11 protein-coding genes are annotated in these 17290 nt (G+C 68.3%); 5 read left to right on the forward strand and 6 right to left on the reverse strand.

The features are described 5' to 3' along the window. The first annotated feature begins 1 nt into the window (after position 1). On the forward strand, positions 2–1591 hold the full coding sequence (locus TPR58_RS02290) for an alpha-N-arabinofuranosidase (RefSeq protein WP_346244977.1): 1590 nt from the start codon (positions 2–4) through the stop codon (positions 1589–1591). A 42-nt stretch (positions 1592–1633) separates the two neighbouring features. Here the strand turns inward: TPR58_RS02290 and TPR58_RS02295 are convergent, their stop codons facing one another. Further along, complete coding sequence (locus tag TPR58_RS02295; RefSeq protein WP_346244978.1) at positions 1634–2557, reverse strand: Gfo/Idh/MocA family protein; 924 nt, start codon at positions 2555–2557, stop codon at positions 1634–1636. Between the two features lie 2 nt (positions 2558–2559). Then, a complete protein-coding gene (araD1, locus tag TPR58_RS02300) occupies positions 2560–3555 on the reverse strand; it encodes an AraD1 family protein (RefSeq protein ID WP_346244979.1) in 996 nt (331 codons plus the stop codon). A gap of 132 nt (positions 3556–3687) precedes the next feature. On the opposite strand from araD1, the gene TPR58_RS02305 reads away from it, so the two are divergent. Next, positions 3688–4449 carry a FadR/GntR family transcriptional regulator gene (locus TPR58_RS02305; protein WP_346244980.1) on the forward strand — a complete coding sequence of 254 codons (762 nt, stop codon included), beginning with the start codon at positions 3688–3690 and terminating at the stop codon, positions 4447–4449. Between the two features lie 4 nt (positions 4450–4453). On the opposite strand, the gene TPR58_RS02310 is transcribed toward TPR58_RS02305, so the two are convergent. Further along, on the reverse strand, positions 4454–6367 hold the full coding sequence (locus TPR58_RS02310; protein WP_346244981.1) for an NPCBM/NEW2 domain-containing protein: 1914 nt from the start codon (positions 6365–6367) through the stop codon (positions 4454–4456). 203 nt (positions 6368–6570) lie between these two features. Between TPR58_RS02310 and TPR58_RS02315 the strand changes: the two genes are divergently transcribed. Beyond that, positions 6571–9249 (forward strand): glycoside hydrolase family 3 C-terminal domain-containing protein, encoded by a 2679-nt coding sequence (locus TPR58_RS02315; RefSeq protein WP_346244982.1) that lies wholly within the window; start codon positions 6571–6573, stop codon positions 9247–9249. On the opposite strand, the gene TPR58_RS02320 is transcribed toward TPR58_RS02315, so the two are convergent. Together TPR58_RS02320 and TPR58_RS02325 are read right to left on the reverse strand one after the other, a co-directional pair. Next, a complete protein-coding gene (locus tag TPR58_RS02320; RefSeq protein WP_346244983.1) occupies positions 9238–11583 on the reverse strand; it encodes a glycoside hydrolase family 95 protein in 2346 nt (781 codons plus the stop codon). The two genes, TPR58_RS02315 and TPR58_RS02320, sit on opposite strands and share 12 nt — an antisense overlap. Then, a complete protein-coding gene (locus tag TPR58_RS02325) occupies positions 11580–12899 on the reverse strand; it encodes a sugar MFS transporter (RefSeq protein WP_346244984.1) in 1320 nt (439 codons plus the stop codon). Before TPR58_RS02325 ends, TPR58_RS02320 begins: the two co-directional genes overlap by 4 nt. A 132-nt stretch (positions 12900–13031) precedes the next feature. Here TPR58_RS02325 and TPR58_RS02330 point away from each other — a divergent pair, with 132 nt between their 5' ends. Both TPR58_RS02330 and TPR58_RS02335 read left to right on the forward strand, forming a co-directional pair. Next, entirely contained in the window at positions 13032–14174 is a 1143-nt protein-coding gene (locus tag TPR58_RS02330; RefSeq protein WP_346244985.1) for an aldose epimerase family protein, read from the forward strand. A gap of 21 nt (positions 14175–14195) precedes the next feature. Then, positions 14196–15995: an IlvD/Edd family dehydratase gene (locus tag TPR58_RS02335; protein ID WP_346244986.1), complete on the forward strand. Its 1800-nt coding sequence runs from the start codon at positions 14196–14198 to the stop codon at positions 15993–15995. A gap of 183 nt (positions 15996–16178) precedes the next feature. Here the strand turns inward: TPR58_RS02335 and TPR58_RS02340 are convergent, their stop codons facing one another. Next, on the reverse strand, positions 16179–17075 hold the full coding sequence (locus TPR58_RS02340; RefSeq protein WP_346245124.1) for an alpha/beta hydrolase: 897 nt from the start codon (positions 17073–17075) through the stop codon (positions 16179–16181). Positions 17076–17290 lie beyond the last annotated feature (215 nt).

The raw sequence follows: 17290 nt of genomic DNA on the forward strand, positions 1-17290 counted from the left end.
AATGATGCTCGATCTCGTCCGTCCGCTTGCCGCCGCGCTGATGCTGGCGTCGGCAGTTCCGGCAATCGCCCAGGACCGCGCGTCCGGCCCGGTCGAAGTCGTGGTGGATACCGCAAAGCCCGGCAGCAAGATCGACCGCAACATCTTCGGCCAGTTCGCCGAACATCTCGGCACCGGAATCTATGGCGGCGTTTGGGTCGGCAAGGACTCGACGATCCCCAATGTCCGCGGCATCCGCAAGGATGTGGTCGCGGCACTGCGCGCGATCCGCGTGCCCAATGTCCGCTGGCCCGGGGGCTGCTTCGCCGACGAATATCACTGGCGCCACGGCATCGGCCCGGCCAAGGACCGCCGCGTGACGATCAACTCCAACTGGGGCGGATCGACCGAGCCGAACACGTTCGGCACCCACGAGTTCATGGACTTTGTCGACCAGATCGGCAGCGAGGCCTATATCTCGGTCAATGTCGGATCGGGCACGGTGGCGGAGGCTGCCGAATGGGTCGAGTATATGACCGCCGATCCCGCCACGACCGCGGGCAAGGAACGCGCGGCCAACGGGCGCAAGGCACCGTACAAGATCAAGTATCTCGGCCTCGGCAATGAAAGCTGGGGCTGCGGCGGGTCGATGACCCCCGACTATTATGTCGACCTGATGAAGCCGTTCGCCCGCTTCGTGCGCAACTATAACCCCGCCCAGACAGGCGACCAGGCGATGCAGCGCATCGCAGTGGGCCCGAACGACGCCGACACCGGCTATACCGAGGGCGTGATGAAGGCGTGGAAGGGCCATGACTGGGCCTGGAACATCGAGGGCCTGTCGCTCCATCACTATACCACCGGGGGCTGGCCGCCCTCCTATCCCAGCGTGAATTTCGACGAGGGCGCCTATGCGCGGCTCGTCAAGGAAACGCTGGCGATGGACGACCTCATCGCCAAGCACGGCGCGATCATGGATCGCTACGATCCCGAGAAGAAGGTTCCGCTGGTCATCGACGAATGGGGGCTGTGGCTGGCGCCGACGCCGGGGACCAACCCCGGCTTCCTGCAGCAGCAGAATTCGATGCGCGATGCGATCGCCGCGTCGCTGAACCTCAACATCTTCGCGCGCCATGCCGACCGCGTGCGCATGACCAACATCGCCCAGATGGTGAACGTCCTCCAGGCGATGATCCTGACCGACACGGACAAGATGGTCCTCACCCCGACCTATCACATCTTCAGGATGTACCTGCCGTTCCAGGATGCGACCTTCGTGCCGGTCCGGTTCAACGCGGGCACCTTCAAGCAGGGTGACATCGAACTGCCGCGCGTCGATGCGGTCGCGGTGCGCGACACCGCCGGCAAGCTGTGGCTGGCGGTCACCAACCTCGATCCTGCAAGGCCGGTCCGGATCAGCGGCCGCTTTCCCGGCATGACGGTCAGGGCGGCGCGCGGCGAGGTGCTGACCGCGCCGCGGGTGAATTCGGTGAACAGCTTCGACGCGCCGGAAGTGGTGGTTCCCAAGCCCTTTGCGGGCAAGGCCGAGCGTGACGGGGTGACGCTGGAGCTGCCGAGCAAGTCGGTGGCGGTCGTCCAGATCGAGTCCTGAGCCGGACGGGGATGGCGGCACCGCGCCGCCATCCCCGTGCCCTCACGCGTCGAACGCCTCGACGATCTTGCGACGGCCGCGCAGGAAGGCGTCGGCGACCAGCCGCAGCGGATCGACATCGACATCGCTGGCCCTGTCGCGGACCAGCGATGCGAAATGCGCGTACATGGCGGGATATTCGCCGTCGGGCTGACGCGTGCTGCCGTCGGGCAGTGCGAGCACCGCCCCGCCCTCGCTCAGCGTCAGCCTGCCGGCATCGGTATCGACCTCGATATCCCAGCTCTGCGGCCCGGTCTGGCGCCAGTCGAGGTCCATCGCCACCGGCGTTCCCGCGGTGTCGCGCAGGCCCAGGATCGCCGCGATCGGCGCCTCGCGATTGGCGGGAAATTCCAGCAGCGCCTCGGTGAGCAAAAGCCGCCGGGGCAGGATCGCGGTGGCGATCGACAGCGCGTTGATGCCGGGATCGAACACGCCGAAGCCGCCGGCTTCCCAGATCCAGGCCTGGCCGGGATGCCAGACGCGGACATCCTCGCGCCAGGTAATGCGCACCGAGCGGATCTCGCGGCGCGCCAGCCAGTCGCGGGCCGGCGCCACGCCGGCGGCAAAGCGCGAATGCCAGCTGGCGAACAGCGTGACGCCGGCGGCATCGGCCGCCGTCTCCAGCGCCACCACCTCGCCCAGCGTCGCGCCGGGCGGCTTTTCGAGGAACAGGTGCACCCCGTGGCCGATCGCGGTCATCGCCAGCGCGTGGCGGACCTGGGGCGGGGTGCACAGGGCCACCGCATCCAGCGCCGGCCCCTCGGTCAGCAGCGTCTCCAGGTCCGGCAGATGGGGGATGCCGTCGACCCCGGCGTGATGCGGGCTGACCGTCGCGACCAGCTCGAAATCCGGGTCGGCGGCGATGGCGGGCAGATGCTGGTCGCGCGCGATCTTGCCCATGCCCACCAGGGCGATGCGGATCGCCATGGTCAGAGACTGCGAACGCGGGTGATCGCCGCCTGCCCCCCGCGCGACAGCGGGTTGCGCAGCGGCAGGGTGAAGGGCGCCGCCTCGATCTCGAACCGGTCGCCCGGCGCGGTGCGGACACCGTCGCTGAACGACAGGGTCGCGGTGCCGAAGAAGTGGACATGGACGTCGCCGGGCGCGCGGAACAGCGGATATTTGAAATGGTGATGCTCGAGATTGGCGAGCGCGTGCGACATGTTCGCCTCACCCGACAGGAACGGCTTTTCCCACAGCACCGTGCCGTCGCGCACGATCCGGCTGGCGCCGCGTACGTCGTCCGGCGCGGGTCCGGTCAGCAATTCGGGGCCCAGTGCCGCCTGGCGAAGCTTGGAATGGGCCAGCCACAGATAATTGTGCCGCTCGGTCACATGGTCGCTGAACTCGTTGGCCAGGCACAGGCCGAGCCGCCACGGCGCGCCGTCCGGGCCGATCAGGTAGATGCCGGCCAGTTCGGGCTCCTCGCCGCCATCCTGGGCGAAGCCGGGCATTTCGAGCGGTGCGTCCGGCCCGACCAGATGGGTGCCGTTGCCCTTGTAGAACCATTCGGGCTGCTGGCCGACCGCGCCGTCCGCGGGCTTGCCGCCCTCGACGCCCTCCAGGAACATGCGCATGCTGTCGGTCTGGTGCGTCGCCTGCGCCGCGTCGCGGTGCATCTTGTCGCGCCCCTCGGCCGAACCGAGATGGGTGAGGCCGGTACCCGACAGGATCAGGTGCGCGGGGTCGGGATGGTCGATCGGCGCGATCAGCCGGCCCGCATCCAGTGCGGCGCGCAGATCGACCTGACCCGCCGTGCCCAGCGCCGCGACCGCCTGTGCCAGAGTCTGCCCCTGCTCGATCGCATGCAGCGCGAGCGTGCGCATATCGGACACTCCGGTGACGAAACCCGCACCATCCGCCGTAGCCGCGATCACCCGCCGTTCGCCATCCGCGCCGCGATACTGAGCCAGCCGCAATGTCACCGATCACTCTCCCGAAACTGCCGCAGCGCGGCGCTATTTAGTCCGACATATTGGGAGCCGCGGTCAAAGGCAACTTGCAAGCCCTGCATCCCGGGCTGATAAGACCCGATCAACGAGAGGAGCTTGAGCCGGATGGCATCGCAGGAGAAGGCGGCACCCCTGACCGCGGCAGGCGCGGCGGAACGGCTGACCTCTTCCTCGAAGGGCACCGGCCGCAGGTTGCGCGGCGCGGTTGCGCATTATCTGGGAACCGCGATCGTCTCGGGCCGGATCGCGCCGGGCGAACGGCTGACCGGCGAGGTAGCCAATTCGGAAGCGCTCGACGTGTCACGCAGCGCCTATCGCGAGGCGGTGCAGGTCCTGACCGCCAAGGGGCTGGTCGAGAGCCGCCCCAAGGCGGGGACGCGGGTGCTGCCGCGCAGCCGCTGGAACATGCTCGACCCCGCGGTGCTTGCCTGGGCCTTTTCGGGCGAGCCCGATCTGGATTTCGTGCGCGACCTGTTCGAGCTGCGCGTGGTGGTCGAGCCCAATGCCGCGCGCCTGGCCGCGGCCCGCCGCGACAAGGCCGATTTGAAGGCGATGAAGGAAGCGCTGGCGCAGATGCGGCGCTTCACCCTGGCGACCGAGGCCGGGCGCGCCGCCGACCGCGATTTTCACGACGCGCTGCTCCAGGCGACGCACAACAGCGCGCTGGTCGCGCTGAGCGCGAGCATCGGTGCGGCGGTCAACTGGACGACGCAGTTCAAGCAGCGCGCCCGCGCCCTGCCGCGCGACCCGCTGCCCGACCATGTCCGGGTGTATGACGCGATCGCGGCCGGCGACGGTGATGCCGCCAGCGATGCGATGCGCGTGCTGGTCGAGCTCGCGCTGGAGGACACGCGCTCGTCGATGTGACGGGCTAGCGCAGCAGCGCAGCCTCCGCCCAGGTGACCGGATCGGCGAAGCGCGGCGACCCCGGCGTGCGTGCCACGAGTTCGACGAGCTTCACCCCGCGCACATCCGCCGCGATCGGAACCGCCGCCTCGCCGAAGCGCATTGCTTTGGACCGGGCGAGCAGACGGCCGTCGCCATAGACTTCGAACGTCACCGCCTGGCCGCGGTCGCGCGCGCTGTCGTCGACGCCGACCCGCGCGGCGAAGCGGCGATAGCCCGAATTGCGCACCTCGATCCGCGAATTGGCGAGGATGCCGATGCCCGTGTCGAACCGCGTGCCGGCGATGGCGAGCTGTTCGGAATAGGGCGTGCTGTCGGCCTGCGCCCCGCCCCAGCCGCCATAGCGCGGCCCTTCGCGCGAGCCGCGGGTGCCCGCCCAGGGCAGGATCGCACGGTGGATCATCGGATCGGCCTGCGGCGCGATCACGCCATCGGCGGCCGGGTTCACGCTGCCCGGCATCTCGGACAGGTACAGGCCGTCCGCCAGCACCCTTTTGCCCTTCGCCCGGAACAGCCGCGTCTCGCGCGGGGCGAGCTTCAGGTCGTACCGGTCGCGGAAGCGCGCGGCGATGCCGTCCCACAAATTGGTCAGCGCGACATCGGCATCGCCCGCGAACTTCAGATGCGCCGCCATCAGGCTGGCCGAGACCGGCGCGTCGCCGCGGTTGAGGATCGCCACCGCCTTGTCGCCATCCGCCAGCGTCTTCACCAGGATGCTGACATCGTCCGAATCATAGGCGAGCACCGCCTGGTTGCCGGCCGGATCCTGGTTCAGCGCGATGACCTTCGCCTTGCCCAGGATCGCCATCAGTTCGGGCGCGGCACCGCGCAGGTCGTATCCGATCATCAGCGGCGCGTTGAGCATCGCCCACAGGCTGAAATGCGACCGCGCTTCGGTCAGGTGGGTCGCGTCGAAATCGCCGGTGCCGATATAGAGCATGTCGGGGTCGTTCCACGATCCGGGATGCGCATAGAGCGGGCGGCGGATGACGCTGTCCATATTGTGCAGCATCCGGCCCCAGACCGGGAAGATATCCTCGCTGGTGCGCGACAGGTTCGCCATCTCGCGCCCCCAGGACCGGACATCGGCCGCGCCCCACAGGCACAGCGAGAAGACGAAATCGTCGTCCGGATTGACCCGCTCCAGCGCCTGGCGGACCTGGGTGTAGAGCAGCCTGGTCGCGGCGATATCGGTGCGGCCCAGCGATCCGCTGTCGACCAGCGGCGTCAGCGCGCGAAACTCGCCGCTCAGCACCTTGGGCGCATCCTCGGCCAGTCCGCGGATCCCGCAGGCATCGACCTTGATCAGGTCGAACCCCCATTCGCCGAAATACAGCGCGATGTCGCGGTCGACATGGCCGTACAGCCCGACCTCGCGCTCGGCGACCGTGCCGCTGGGCTTGTTGGCCACATCGTCGCTGTGGATCTGGCCGCAGCTGTTGCGGCCGATATCGGAATAGATTCCCGCCTTCAGCCCCATGGCATGAAGCCGGTCGGTCAACGGTCGGAAGCTGGTCCGCCCGTCCGCCATCCGCGCCGAGGGAAATTTGTCGGCGCGGATCACCATCCGCCCGTCGGCGCCGCGCCGCGCCCACCAGCCCTCGTCGATGTCGATATAGCGATAGCCGCGCGCCGCCAGCCCCGAGCGGACGATCGCCTGGGCCGACCCGATCAGCTTCTCCTCGCTGATATCGAGCGCGAAGGCATTCCAGCTGTTCCACCCCATCGGCGGCAGCTTGGCCGCGCCGCGGCTATAGGCGCTCCACCGACCCTGCGCCGCCAGCCGGTCCGACTGGGCGGCGAGCGGGCTTGCCGCAAGCAGCGCGCCCGCCATCGCGACCACGGACAGCATCGATCGACCGCTCAGCCTGCGCTTCATTCCACCTCTCCCGCTTTCGCGCGAATTTGTCAGTCTAAATAATAGGCGTCAACCGCAGCGATCCGAGGCACGGCCATGGAGTTCACTCCAGACCGGCGCGATCTATGGGCTTGGCGGAGCCGGGATATTCGGCATAAATAGCCCGACTAATTATCGGTCGCCGCGTCTCCGGAAAGACGTGGGCGATCAGGGGAGGACATGAGATGCCGAGACTTGCCGCGTCCTGGGGCGCCCTGCTGCTTGCCGGCACCGCGATCACGGCACCTCCCGCCCATGCCCAGCGCGACGCACCCTCTGCCACTGAAAAAAAGGCGGACGCACTGGCGAGCGCTCTGGTCGGGCGGATGACGCTGGACGAGAAGATCGATCAGCTGCTCAATACCGCCCCGGCGATCCCGCGGCTCGACGTCCCCGCCTATAACTGGTGGACCGAATCGCTCCACGGCGCGCTCGGGTCGCTGCCGACCACCAACTTTCCCGAACCGATCGGCCTGGCCGCGACCTTCGACGCGCCGCTGGTCCAGCAGGTCGCCGGATCGATCGGCAGCGAGGTTGCGGGCCTGCACGCGCTGGCCCGCCAGACCGGCCGGATGGGGCGGATCGGTACCGGCCTCAACACCTGGTCGCCCAACATCAACATCTTCCGCGATCCGCGCTGGGGCCGCGGCCAGGAAACCTATGGCGAGGATCCGCATCTGGCGGCCGCGATGGGCGTCGCCTTCGTCCGCGGTATCCAGGGTCCCGACCCGGACCGTCCGCTGGTCATCGCCACGCCCAAGCATTTCGCGGTGCATAGCGGCCCCGAATCGACCCGCCACAGCGCCAATGTCTTCGTGTCGCGCCACGACCTCGAGGACACCTATCTCCCCGCCTTCCGCGCCGCCATCGTCGACGGCGGGGCGGGCTCGGTGATGTGCGCCTATAACCGGATCGACGGCCAGCCCGCCTGCGCCAGCGACGACCTGCTCGTCACCCATCTGCGCGAGGCGTGGGGCTTTCGCGGCTATGTCGTGTCCGATTGCGACGCGGTGAAGGACATCGCCGACAACCATCATTACGCGCCGGACCCGGCCGCGGCAGTCGCGGCGGCACTGCGCGCGGGCGTCGACAATGAATGCCATACCGCTACCCTGTCGGACACAGCCGGGCTGGGCGACCGCTACCGCGAGGCGCTGACGCGCGGACTGATCACCGAAACCGATATCGACCGCGCGCTCGTCCGGCTGTTCGCCGCGCGCTACCGCAATGGCGACCTGCCGGGCCTGCGCCGGGCGGAGCGCGATCCGCGCGCGGTTGGCGCGCCCGCGCATGGCGCGCTGGCCCTCGCCTCGGCCGAAAAGAGTCTGGTGCTGCTGAAGAATGACGGCGTCCTGCCGCTGCGCGCCGGCACCCGAATCGCGGTCATCGGCCCGCTGGGCGATGCCACCCGCGTGCTGCGCGGCAATTATTCCTCGCCGATGTCGGCGCCGCCGATCTCGGTGGTCGACGGCCTGCGCCAGGCGATGCCCGGCGCGCGGATCGACTATGTCCCCTTCGCCGAGACCTTCACCGACGGCGACCCGATCCCGACCAGCGCACTGCGCGCACCCGATGGCAGGCCCGGCCTGCTCGCGCGCTATTACAACGCGCTCGGCACCCCGCCGAAGCAGTTCGCGCCGGGTACGCTCGCCGACTATCTGCGGACCGTCCGCTTCGCCGACACGCCCGTCGCCACCCGGGTCGAGGACGGCGTCAACGGTCGCAGCCTCGATCTGGCGCAGGTCTCCGACCATCACCGTGTCGTCTGGACCGGCTTCATCGTCCCGCCGCACAGCGGCAGCTACCGCCTCGGCCTGTCGGGATTCATGAGCGGCACGCTGAAGGTCGACGGCAAGCCGTTCGTCGACCTGAAGGACGCCCCCTGGGGCAGCCTGCCGACGATGAAGACCGTGCGCCTCGAAAAGGGCAAACGCTATCCGGTCGAGATCACCGGCGACGCCCATACCGGGACGACCGGCGTCGGGCTGGTGTGGAAGCGCGTCTCCGCCACCCCCGAACGCGACCTGAAGGCCGCGGCCGCGTCGGCCGACGTGCTGGTCGCCGTGGTCGGCCTGACCTCGGACCTGGAGGCGGAAGAATCGCCCGTCCAGATTCCGGGGTTCAAGGGCGGCGACAAGACCACGCTGGACCTGCCCCCCGACCAGCTCAGGCTGCTGGAACAGGCAAAGGCGACCGGCAAGCCGATCGTCCTGGTCGCGATGAACGGCAGCCCGATCAACCTCGCCTGGGCGAAGGACAATGCCGCCGCGATTCTCGAGGCCTGGTATCCCGGCCAGTCGGGCGGGCTGGCGGTCGCCAACATCCTGTCGGGCAGGACCAATCCCTCTGGCCGCCTGCCGCTGACCTTCTATCGCAGCGTCGAGGATCTGCCGCCGTTCGGCGACTATTCGATGGCGGGCCGCACCTATCGCTATTTCGACGGCAAGCCGGTCTATCCGTTCGGCTTCGGGCTCAGCTATACCCGCTTCGCCTATGAACCGCTCACCGTTGCGCCGGTCGGCGGCAATCCCGCCCGCGGCATCCGCGTCACCACCACCGTCCGCAACACCGGCCAGCGCGCGGGCGACGAGGTCGCGCAGCTCTATCTCAGCTTTCCCGCCGATCCCGGCGCACCGCGCATCGCGCTGCGTGGGTTCCAGCGCGTGACCCTGGAACCGGGAGAGGCGAAGGCGCTCCGCTTCGACCTGTCGCCGCGCGACCTCAGCGCGGTGACGACCGACGGGGTGCGCCGGGTGCTCGCCGGAACCTACCGCGTCACGGTCGGATCGGGTCAGCTCGACGTCGACGTGCCGGGACAAAGCGCCAATTTCGCCACGCCGGGCAGCGCGCCGCTACCGCGATAGATCGGCACCGGTCAGGCGCAGCGGCTCCCCGCGCCGAAGCGTCACCGCGCGCGACCGGCTACCATAGCGCACGGTCCGCTCGCCGCCGATCGGGCTGACCAGGGTTACGGCCTCCAGCGCGCCGTCGCGCCAGGCAAGATCGACGGTGCACGCCCCGCGCGCGCGCAGCCCGCGGACCGATCCCGTCGGCCAGGCGCGCGGCAGCGCCGGCAGCAGCAGGATCTCGGCCTCGCGGCTCTGCATCAGCATCTCGGCGATCGCCGCCGCGCCGCCGAAATTGCCATCGATCTGGAACGGCGGGTGTGCGTCGAACAGATTGGGATAGGTACGCCCCGGCCCCAGCAGGAAGCGCAGGATGCGATGCGCATGCTCGCCGTCGCGCAGCCGCGCCCACAGGTTGATCCGCCACGCCGTCGCCCAGCCGGTAGACTCGTCCCCGCGCAGCTCCAGCGAGCGCCGCGCCGCCGCCGCCAGTTCGGGGGTGCGGTCGGGATCGATCTGATGGCCGGGATACAGCGCATAAAGGTGCGAGACATGGCGATGGTCGCGCTCGGGCGCCGCCGCGTCCCAATCCTCCTGCCATTCCTGCAACTGTCCCTGGCGGCCGATCCTGTCGGGCGGAAGTGCCGCGCGCATGGCGCGCAATTCCCCGGCCAGATCCTGGTCGATCCCCAGAATGTCCGCCGCCGCGGCAGTCTGCCCGCACAGGTCGCGCAATATCTGCATGTCCATCGCCGGACCGGCACAGATCGACGCGCCGAACGGATGCCGGTTCTCGGGCGACAGCGACGGATTGGTCACCAACTGGTCGGTTCGCGGATCGCGCTGGAGCGTGTCGAGGAAGAACAGTGCCGCGCCGCGCATCAGCGGATAGACGGTCGCCAGCCATTTGGCGTCGCGGCCATAGTCGTAGCGCGCCCATAAATGGGTGCACAGCCAGGCGCCGCCCATCGGCCACAGGCCCCATTGCGCGCCGTCGATCGGCGCGGTGGCGCGCCACAAATCGCTGTTGTGATGCACCACCCAGCCGCGCGCACCGTACATCGCCTTCGCGGTCCGCGCGCCGCTTTCCGCCAGCTCGCGGATCATCGCGATCAGCGGCGCGGTGCATTCGGCCAGCCCGGTGATCTCGGCGGGCCAATAGTTCATCTCGGTATTGATGTTGACGGTATATTTCGATCCCCAGGGCGGATTGAGGCTGTCGTTCCAGATCCCCTGGAGATTGGCGGGCTGGCTGCCCAGGCGCGACGAGGCGATCAGCAGGTAGCGGCCATAGTTGAAATAGAGCGTCGCCAGCCCGGGATCGTCCTGCTGCTCGCCGCGGCGGACCCGCTCGTCGGTGGGCAGCGCCGCGGCGGCGGTCGTGCCAAGGTCGAGGTCGACTCCGCGATACAGGCGGCGATGCTCGGCCCCGGCATTCTGTGCGATCCGCGCGAAGCCGAGACGCGATGCCGCGGTCAGGCGCTCACGGTTCGCGGCGGCGGGATCGCCGCCGACATCGTCGAACCGGCGAAAGCTGGTCGCCATGGCGAGGAGCAAGGTCACCTCGTCCGCGCCGCGAATGGCGAGCCCGTCGCCCGACGGGGTCACCGTGCCGCCCCGTGCGACGGCCCGCATTCGCGCCTCGAATCTCAAAGCGCCGGCAACGCCGTTCGCATCGCCATTACGACCGGTCAGGATCAACTCGCCCGCTTCAACCTCCGTGGCGGCACTCTTATGGGGCGAAGTCAGGGCGAGGTCGCAGTCGATCGCGCCGCGGCGATCGGCGGTCAACCGAACCGCGATAACCTGATGCACCGGACAGGCAATTACCTCGCGGCGAAACCGGGTGCCGCTGAGCGTAAACCGCGTCGTCGCCAGCGCGGCGTCGAGGCTGAGCGCGCGCTCATACTCGACCACATCGCCGTCCGCGGCATCGGGCATGATGATCCACAGATCGCCCAGCGTCTGGTACGGCATCTGCTGCAGCGGCCGTGCCATCAGCTTCGCATTGGCGAGCGCCTCGGCTTCCTTGTACTTGTCCGCGAAGATCAGCGACCGGACCTCGGCCAACGCCAGCCGCGCCTCGGGATTGACCGGATCATAGGGCCCGCCCGCCCACAGGCTGTCCTCGTTCAGCTGCAGCCGCTCCTGCGACACGCCGCCGAAGACCATCGCGCCGATCCGCCCATTGCCGACCGGCAGCGCCTCGACCCATTCGCGCGCCGGCTGGCGATACCAGAGCCGGTGCTCGCCCGCCGGACGCTCCTGCGCGACCGACGCCGCCGCAGGCAGGGCCAGGCCGGCGGCCGCGCCCGCCGACCCCTTCAGCAACCGTCGTCGGTCGATGCTCACTTGAAGGGTTCCGCCGCCTCCTCGGCGAGCACGGCCCCGGTCGGCTTCGCGCCCCACAGCGCATAGAACAGGATGTAGAGTTCGCAGGCCGCGGTCAGCAGGAACGACCATTGCAGGCCATATTCGTCGGCCAGCATCCCCTGGACGAACACCAGCGCGCCGCCGGCGATCGCCATGATCAGCAGCCCCGATCCTTCCTCGGTCAGCGGCCCCAGCCCACGAATGCCCAGGGTGAAGATCGTCGGGAACATGATCGAGTGGAAGAAGCCGACCAGGATCAGCGACCACATCGCCGCCGGGCCATGGGCGAACACGGTGATGAGCATGACGACGAACGCCCCGACCGAGAAGGCGGCCAGCACCGTCTCCGCCCGGATGCGCTGCATGATGAACGAACCCAAGAAGCGGCCGACCATCATCCCGCCCCATAGGAAGGTCAGATAGTTACCCGCCTGCTGCGCGGTCAGGTTGGCGATGTCCGGCTGGCTGACGAAATTGACGAACAGATTGGCGACGCCGATCTCGGCGATCAGATAGATGAAGATCGCGGGCACGCCGAACACCAGGTTGCGATGCTTCCACAGCGAATGACTGCGGCGCTCCTCACGCGAGACACGCGACACCGAATTGCCCATCGCCGGCAACGGGAAGCGCGCGATTACCAAGGCCAGAAGGATCAGCACGACCGCGACCAAGCCATAGGGCAGGATCACCGAATGAGCATCGGCCAGTCGTTCGGCCGGGGTCAGCACCGTCGTCGAATCGACCGTGCCACCCTTGGTTCGGCCAAGGATCAGATAGGCGCCAAATGGCGGGGCCAGCGTCGTGCCGAGCGAATTCATCGCCTGGACCAGGTTGAGCCGCGAGGACGCCGTCTCGGGCTTGCCGACGATCGCCACATAGGGGTTGGCCGCGACCTGGAGCAGGGTGATCCCACTGGCGATCAAGAACAGCATCGCCAGCGTGACGCCATAGGAGGGGATGCTGGCCGCCAGCATCATGCCCAGCGATCCAGCCCCCATCACCAGCAGGCCGATCACCAGCGAGCGCTGATAGCCGACCCGCTGGATCAGCTTGGCCGAGGGGATCGAGGCAACGAAATAGGCGATGAACCACACGCTCTCGATCAGCGTGGTCTGGGTATAGTTGAGATCGAACACGCTGCGCAGATGCGGTAGCAGCGTGTTGTTGATCCCGGTGATGAACCCCCACATTAGGAACAGCGACGCGAGCAGTATCAGCGCGGCGAGGTACCGGGGCGGAGCTCCAGCATTGCTGTGCGCGCTCGGCGCGGTCGATCCGGGCGGCAATGCCATGTGGGGACGTCCTCTCCTGATGCCGTTCGCGGCGGGTTGCTCTTTGGTTTCTAGTCGGAGTATTGATCGCCGTAACGGGCGTCAACAACCGATCTGCCCGGCACCGGCAGCGACGCCGAACGGGAGGGGTTTATGAAACGGATCATCGCCTTTACGCTGGCATTGCCGCTGATCGGCCTGACGCCGGCCCAGGCGGCCACCGCGGAGCGAAAGCCGTTCGGCACGCTGCGCGACGGCCGCGCGGTCGAGGCGATAACTCTGTCTAACGCCAAGGGCATGCGGGCCACCGTCCTCAACTATGGCGCGATCCTCCAGTCGGTGATGGTCCCGGACCGCGCCGGCCGGTCGGAGGAGGTGACGCTGGGCTATAATGACATGCAGGGCTATCTGGAGAAGCCCAATTATTTCGGCGCGACGGTCGGCCGCTATGCCAATCGGATCAAGGCGGGCAGCTTCGCGATCGACGGGCGGCAGTACAAGCTGGCGCTGAACAACAACGGCAATGCGCTGCACGGCGGGCCGCTGGGCTATGACAAGCGGCTGTGGACGGTCGAGAAGGTGACCGACGGCCCCACCGCCAGCGTCGTGATGCGCTATGTCAGCCCCGATGGCGAGGAAGGCTATCCCGGCGCGCTGACTGTGACGGCGACCTATTCGCTGGACGAGGACAATGCGCTCACCGTCGAATACAGCGCCACCACGACGAAGCCGACGATCGTCAACATCACCAATCACAGCTTCTTCAACCTGGGCGGCGAAGCGTCGCAGCGCAGCATCTACGACCATTATCTGACGATTCCGGCCGATGCGACGACGCCGGTCGACGCCTCGCTGATCCCGACCGGCGAGATCCGCCCGGTCGATGGGACGCCGTTCGATTTCCGCCGCCCGACCCGCATCGGCGAACGGATTCGCGACGGGCGCGACCCGCAGATCGTCTTCGGCCAGGGCTATGACGAGAATTTCGTGATCGCCCGCGACGTGTCGAAGGCGCCGCGGCTTCATGCCCGCGTCGAGGATGCGACCACCGGCCGCGTGCTCGACATCCTGTCGAACCAGCCCGGGGTGCAGCTCTACACCGGCAACTTCCTCGACGGCACCGCAATCGGCCGCTCCAACCATGCCTATCGCCAGGGGGACGGCATCGCGCTTGAGCCGCAGGTCTTTCCGGACACGCCCAACCAGCCCGCCTTCGGCTCGGCGCGGCTCGACCGCGGCCAGACCTATCGCAACATCATCATCTACCGCTTCTCGACCACCGCACCGCGGAATTGAGTGCATTTCCAAGGCCCGACCATGACCGATCCCGCCGTCCCGCCGAAGCTGCGCAGCCGCGCCTGGTTCGACAATCCCGACAATATCGACATGACCGCGCTCTATCTCGAGCGCTATCTGAACTTCGGGCTGAGCCTCGAGGAACTGCGGTCGGGCAAGCCGGTGATCGGCATCGCCCAGACCGGATCGGACCTCAGCCCGTGCAACCGCCACCACCTGGTGCTGGCCGAGCGCGTTCGCGAAGGCATTCGCGAGGCGGGCGGAATCGCGCTGGAATTCCCGGTCCATCCGATCCAGGAGACCGGCAAGCGGCCGACCGCCGGGCTGGACCGCAACCTCGCCTATCTCGGCCTGGTCGAGCTGCTCTACGGCTATCCGCTGGACGGCGTCGTGCTGATGACCGGGTGCGACAAGACCACGCCCGCCTGCCTGATGGCGGCCGCCACGGTGAACCTGCCCGCGATCGCCCTGTCGGTCGGGCCGATGCTGAACGGCTGGCATCGCGGCGAGCGCACCGGATCCGGCACGATCGTGTGGAAGGCGCGCGAGATGCTGGCGGCGGGCGAGATCGATGACGAGGGCTTCATCAAGCTGGTCAGTTCGTCGGCGCCCTCGACCGGCTATTGCAACACGATGGGCACGGCGACGACGATGAACAGCCTGGCCGAGGCGCTGGGCATGATGCTGCCCGGCTCGGCCGCGATCCCGGCGCCGTATCGCGACCGCCAGGAAGCCGCCTATCGCACCGGCAAGCGGATCGTCGAGATGGTGGCGGAGGACCTCAAGCCGTCCGACATCCTGACGCGCGAGGCGTTCCTGAACGCGATCGTCGTCAATTCGGCGATCGGCGGATCGACCAACGCGCCGATCCATCTCAACGCGATCGCGCGCCATATCGGCGTCCCGCTCGACGTCACCGACTGGGCCACGCACGGCCATGACGTCCCGCTGCTGGTGAATTTGCAGCCGGCAGGCGAATATCTGGGCGAGGATTATTATCGCGCGGGCGGCGTGCCCGCCGTGGTCGCACAGCTGATGCAGCGCGGCCTGATCGCCGGGGACGCACGCACCGTGAACGGCCGGACGATCGGCGAGAATTGCGGCCGCGCTGAAATTGAGGACGAGGCGGTGATCCGCCCGATCGACCGCCCGCTGTCGGAGGCCTCGGGCTTCCTGGTGCTGCGCGGCAACCTGTTCGACGCGGCGATCATGAAGACCAGCGTGATCGGCCCGGAATTCCGCAAACGCTATCTGTCCGATCCGGCGGATCCCAATGCGTTCGAGGGGCCGGTGGTCGTGTTCGACGGGCCCGAGGATTATCATGCCCGGATCGACGATCCCGTGCTGGCGATCACCGACCGCACCCTGCTGGTGATGCGCGGCGCCGGGCCGATCGGCTATCCGGGCGCCGCCGAGGTCGTGAACATGCGCCCGCCCGCCTATCTGATCCGCCAGGGGGTGCATTCGCTGCCCTGCCTGGGCGACGGCCGCCAGTCGGGCACCTCGGCATCACCCTCGATCCTGAACGCCGCGCCCGAGGCAGCGGCAATGGGCGGCCTCGCCCTGCTGCGCAGCGGCGACCGGGTCCGCGTCGACCTGGGCCGCGGCACCGTCGACCTGCTGGCATCGACCGAGGAACTGACGGCACGCCGCGACGCGCTGAAGGCCGAAGGCGGCTATCCCTATCCGCCGGCCCAGACCCCGTGGCAACAGATCCAGCGCGCGCTGGTCGGCCAGCTCGATACCGGCGCGATCCTGGAGGGATCAGAGGCGTTCCAGCGGATCGCCCAGACGAAGGGCCTGCCGCGGGATAATCACTGAGGCGCGTGGGCGTAGCGCCCGGGCGCTACGCCGGTGGGTCGGCTGAGGATGAGTCGCGCCGACAGAACCCAAGCGCACCCAGTCCCCCTTCCGCTAGCGGGAGGGGTTAGGGGAGGGCCTGTTACCCTCTCGAACGTCGCGGGCGAGGACACGCCCTCCCGCAAGCGGAAGGAGAGAGGCTCCTCACTTCTTCCGGTCGAGAAACCCGTGCATGCGAAGCCAGCTGGCATAGGCTTCGAACCAGCCGGTGCTCGTGGTGGTCTTGGGATACATGCCGAAGCCGTGCCCGCCCTGTTCGTACAGGTGGAATTCGACCGGGCGCTTGGCGGTCTTCCAGCTTTCGATCAGGCCGAAGCCGCTATTGGCGAAGAAGGGATCGTCCGCGGCCAGTGCGACAAAGGCGGGCGGCGCATCGGCGGACACGGTGACCGCGCCGAGCGGGCCGTAGATCAGGCCGATAAAGGCCGGCTTTGCATCCTGCCCGGCCAGCGTCGTCGCCAGCGTCAGCATCGCGCCAGCGGAAAAGCCGACCATGCCGATCCGGTCGGGATCGACATGCCATTCGCCCGCGCGCCTGCGGATCAGGGCGAAGGCTGCGCGCGCGTCGGCGATCTGCGGGGCGAGACCGGCGATCGCCTGTTCGGGATTCATCCGCGGCGCGGTGCGCGCGGTGCCGGAGAACATCTCGCGCATCGACTGCTCGAAGGCGGGCATCTCGCGCGGGGTCTGGTTGAGGCGGTATTTGAGGACGAAGGCGGCAACGCCCTTGGCCGCCAGCGCACGCGCCACGTCCCAGCCCTCATTCTCCATCGACAGGGTGCGGAAGCCACCGCCGGGCGTCACGATTACCGCAGCGCCGGTCGCCTTGGCCGGATCGGGAAGGAAGGGCGTCAGCGTCGCGACGGTGACGTTGCGGGTAAAGACGCTGCCATATTGGCTGTGCCACGCCTCGGGCGCGGTGGCGCCGGGCAGCGGACCGGTGCCCAGGTCGATCGCGCCCGGCTGGGCGGGCGTGGCGATCGGCGTCATCCGGTCGTTCTGCGCCAGCGCAGGTGCGGCCAGCGCAATGGCGCCCGCCATGCAGACCACGCCCAGCCAGCGGCCGATCCGACCCGCGCCGCGCGTACGCGGGTCCCCTTGCGACAAGCGCTTCACATCTCTCTCCCTCGCCCATGCCGAATCGTTGTCCGGCATGGTCATTTAGACGGAGTATTGATCGTGCCGCAACTGCGCTCGGCGGTCGATTGCGTCGGAAATGGCGCAGAGGGGGTCGTTTCGCGACAGGATTGAGTAGG

The organism is Sphingomonas rustica (genome assembly GCF_039652585.1).
Taxonomy (GTDB): Bacteria; Pseudomonadota; Alphaproteobacteria; order Sphingomonadales; family Sphingomonadaceae; genus Sphingomonas; species Sphingomonas rustica.